4 protein-coding genes and 1 pseudogene are annotated in these 4271 nt (G+C 40.9%); 2 read left to right on the top strand and 3 right to left on the bottom strand.

The genetic code is table 11. The features are described from left to right. On the top strand, window positions 1-257 hold a 257-nt coding region (locus L634_RS0128230; protein ID WP_026585271.1), incomplete at its 5' end, for an integrase core domain-containing protein. Between the two features lie 60 nt (window positions 258-317). On the opposite strand, the gene L634_RS0128225 is transcribed toward L634_RS0128230, so the two are convergent. Beyond that, entirely contained in the window at window positions 318-1934 is a 1617-nt protein-coding gene (locus L634_RS0128225; protein WP_026585270.1) for a putative polysaccharide biosynthesis protein, read from the bottom strand. Between the two features lie 267 nt (window positions 1935-2201). Between L634_RS0128225 and L634_RS0128220 the strand changes: the two genes are divergently transcribed. Then, window positions 2202-3470 carry an NAD(P)/FAD-dependent oxidoreductase gene (locus L634_RS0128220; RefSeq protein WP_026585269.1) on the top strand — a complete coding sequence of 423 codons (1269 nt, stop codon included), beginning with the start codon at window positions 2202-2204 and terminating at the stop codon, window positions 3468-3470. Between the two features lie 30 nt (window positions 3471-3500). Here the strand turns inward: L634_RS0128220 and L634_RS31995 are convergent. Further along, window positions 3501-3682, bottom strand: a pseudogene (locus L634_RS31995) (sporulation protein Cse60). A 108-nt stretch (window positions 3683-3790) separates the two neighbouring features. Further along, complete coding sequence (locus L634_RS0128205; RefSeq protein WP_026585268.1) at window positions 3791-4096, bottom strand: rhodanese-like domain-containing protein; 306 nt, start codon at window positions 4094-4096, stop codon at window positions 3791-3793. Window positions 4097-4271 lie beyond the last annotated feature (175 nt).

Raw genomic sequence — 4271 nt, 5'->3', positions numbered from 1 at the left:
CCCTATTCCAAAGCAAAGTAAAGAAACTTGGCTTAACCCAATCAATGTCCCGAAAGGGAAACTGTTGGGATAACGCACCCATGGAAAGTTTCTTTGGACACTTTAAAGATTTAGCAGAGTATAAATCCTTAGATAATTTAAGAGATGTAAAAATAGAAGTGGATCGAATAATCAAGGAATATAACCATCACAGGTATCAATGGGGCTTAAATAAAATGACCCCGGTACAATACCGGGGTCATCTACTAGCAGCATAGGTACTTTTTTAAAACTGTCCGTAAACTGGGGCACAGTTCATTTTGCGGAGACCTTTTTTATTATGCCCTCAGCCTTAGTTTCTTCATCACCCTATCAACTCTTGCCCCGAACAGAAGATAGATTAGCTTTGTTCTAAAGCTCAAGTAGAAATAGATTCCCGCTCCTGCGGCTGCGCAGATGGCTACAATGATGATGGCTTGGAAATCAGTTGCCGGCGATAAGAAAATGGTTAAGATTTTATAGACAACGCTTGTAACAATAAACATGCATAAAGTAAATAACACGATAAGCATGCCCCTTCTTAAGACAAGCTTAAACGGATATTTGGCATACATTTTGATCACAAATAAATTGATTAAAATTGCCACTGTATATCCTAGAGCCGTTGCAAAGACTGCCCCTTGTGTTTCAAACAGTTTTATAAGCGGAATATTCAATGTCAGTTTTACAAGCAAGCCCGTAAGCAAACTCAGGATCGTAAAGCGCTGTTCATTGATTCCCTGCAAAATAGCTGCCGTTACCGAGTAATAGGCAAACAGGATGGCAACTGGTGCATAGGTCCTTAAAACTTCAGTTCCAAGCTCCTTATGCTCGTAAAATAAAGTAAAGACCGGTTCAGCGAGCAATGACAAGCCGACAACAGCAGGCAGAGTCAGAAACAGAAGTACCTGAAACGTCTGATTGAGCTGTCGGTTTAGATCTGAACGATCTTCTTCCATAAAGGCCTTTGTCACACTTGGAACGAGTGTCAATGAAAAGGCCGTTGCCAATGATACAGGAATGATGACAAGCTTATGTGTTTCGAAGTTCAGTACAGAGAAAGCGGCTACTGCATTTCCTGCCTCTCCAATGGCTGCCATTGCTCTTGTAAATGTAATTTGATCAATAAATTGGAAAAGCGGATTTGCAAGACCCACGAATACAAAAGGAGCGGCATAAAGAATAATTTCTTTATATATTTCTTTCAAGGAAATGTCCACTGTTCCTTTATCTTCTTCGAGCAATTTATCCAAATGAGGTTTTCGCTTATACCAATACCAAAACAGGACCCCAAGGCTGCCGAGTCCGCCAATAAAGGCAGCAAAAGTAGCGACACTGATAGCAGTGGTAACTGCCCCTTTCATAATATTTAAAACGAAGTAGGCTCCAGCGAGAACAAAAAGGATCCGTACAATCTGCTCGACTACCTGGGAAACTGCTGTCGGTCCCATCGACTGATGCCCCTGAAAGAAACCTCTTATCAAACTCATGAAAGGTATAATAATCAAGGCAAACGAAACTGCTCGGATAACTGTTGTTACATCGTTAACACTTACTTCAACATCTTTCCCTGCAAGCGTCATTTCTGCAACAACCGGTGCCAGGAAGAATAAGAGCAGAAAGGAAATAATCCCGCTTGCCAGCATGACAATCAAACCTGATTTGAATAGTTTTCTGCCTACTGCATATTCCTCTATAGCATTATATTTTGAAATAAACTTTGAAACGGCAAGCGGAACCCCCGCTGTCGCAACACTAATGAAAATTGTGTAAGGTGTATATGAAAAAGAATAAAGGGCTGTCCCTTCCTTCCCGACTATGTGATAAAAAGGAATAACATAAAACAATCCGAGAACCTTTGAAATAATCGTTCCCAGCGTTAAAATAAAAGTTCCTTTTAAAAGCTTAGATGACATATAATCCCTTCCTTAAATACTGCAGCCTGTAATCTATGTAAAAAACGATGAACTGGCTGAAGCTGTTAGCGACATGATTTTATCATAAATAATCAAATAGTTCGCCATTTTTCTATCTTTTTAGACACTATTTGTAGTGTACTCTTCTTGACGAAGAAATGCCACTTACAATACCTGTATATTAAGGTTTATTTTTAGAAAAAGGATTATTGCATTATAATAGAGCTTATACTTAAAAAAGGTGAAACAAAATAAGTTGGTGAAAAAATGAAATATGACGTAATTGTAATTGGCGGAGGGCCGTCAGGATTAATGGCAGCAATCGGTGCCGCCGAACAGAAAGCAAAAGTGCTGCTGATCGATAAAGGAGACAAGCTTGGCAGGAAGCTCGCGATTTCCGGCGGAGGCCGGTGCAATGTTACAAACAGGCTCCCAGTGGATGAAATAATTAAACATATCCCCGGCAATGGACGCTTTTTGTACAGTGCTTTCTCCCTATTCAGCAATGAAGATATTATCAGGTTCTTTGAGAATTTGGGCATAAAGCTGAAAGAGGAAGATCATGGACGGATGTTTCCGGTGACTGACAAAGCGCAATCAGTCGTGGATGCCCTGATAACAAGACTTAAAGAGCTGAAGGTCGATATAAAAACCAATAGCCCAATCCATGATGTCCACTATGAAAAAGGCAGGGTCAAATCAGTAGAGCTGAAGACTGGTGATATTTATGAAGCAGACGCTGTGGTCATTGCAGTCGGAGGAAAGTCCGTTCCGCACACTGGTTCAACCGGGGATGGCTATGCTTGGGCGGAAAAAGCAGGACATACGATAACAGAGCTTTTTCCGACAGAAGTCCCTTTGACTTCTTCCGAAAGCTTTATCAAAGAAAAAGCGCTTCAGGGATTATCTCTGAGAAGTGTGGCCCTTAGTGTGCTGAATCCTAAAGGAAAAGCGCTTATCACCCATCGGATGGATATGATTTTTACCCATTTTGGCATTAGCGGACCGGCTGTTTTGCGCTGCAGCCAGTATGTTGTCAAAGCCATGAAAAAATGGAACCTGAAAGAGGTCACGATGAACTTGGATGCCATTCCGGATACAAAGGAAGAACCATTATTCCAGGAAGTTTCCAAAAAGATTAAGGATGAGCCAAAGAAGAGCATTAAGAATCTCTTAAAGGGGATGCTTCCTGAAAGATATCTGCTATTTCTTCTGGAGCACAATGGAATTGACCCATCAGCACAGGGTGCCAATATCTCCAACGAAAAAGTCAGAAGCTTTGTGAGAAGCTGTAAATCGTTTCAGTTTACAGTAAACGGCACATTACCGCTTGATAAAGCTTTTGTTACCGGCGGTGGTGTATCTGTTAAAGAAATTGAACCGCAAACAATGGCATCAAAATTGATGGAAGCTCTTTTCTTCTGCGGTGAAATCCTTGATATTCATGGGTATACTGGCGGGTACAATATTACATCCGCTCTTGTAACAGGCAGGCTGGCCGGATTAAATGCTGCAGGCTCGGCAAAAGCTGTTTAAAAAAATAAGAGCCTGGTGACCGAGGCGGCATCAGGCTCTATATATGACCATCGCAGAAAAACAGTAAATTTGCTCGTCCTCATCCTCCTGAACAGCCGCTACATTATATTTAATATCCAAAAGTTTTTTTCCTCAATTCTCTCCAAAAAATGGTTCATATCCTTTTCAAGATCCTTTTCATGTTCATGATCGAATAATTTCACCTTAATCATAGGAATCTCCCTTTCTGGTTTTTTTATCATTTTTGACAATTTTTCTAATTTTTAAAATTATATATACATAAAAAAACGAAGCCGAAACCGGCTCCGCTTTGTTTGGCACTATTCAGTTTTACCCTGCCAGTTCATCATGCCGCCCGCCATATTGCGAACTTTGTATCCTTGTTCCTGCAAATAATGGCAGACATTTCCGCTTCGGCTGCCAGAACGGCAAATGATGATGTACTCGGTATCTTTATCAAATTTATCAAGGTTTTCCGGAATTGTACCCATGCGGATATGCCGCGCTCCTGGAATCATGCCTGATGCAACCTCTTCATCTTCTCTCACATCAACAAGCTCAAGCTTCTCTCCAGCTTCCAGCTTCTTTTGCAATTCTTCTGTTGTAATCTCTTCAATACGATCCATTCCTAGCACCCTCTCTAATAAAACTTTTAAATATCAGGCATACAACATTCATTAATGCCGCCACTCCTATAATACCCTATATGGCACAAAAAATATAAAGTTCAGCTTTCTTGATGGAGTGCTTTTCTCCATCAAGATTAGCTGAACTTATCGGGCTTTTACGGGCAGTTGGGCC

Origin of the sequence: Bacillus sp. J33, from assembly GCF_000518885.1 — a bacterium.
Taxonomy (GTDB): Bacteria; Bacillota; Bacilli; order Bacillales; family Cytobacillaceae; genus Cytobacillus.
The sequence above is the reverse complement of the archived record's forward strand: the minus strand, read 5'-3'. Positions and strand labels throughout refer to the sequence as shown.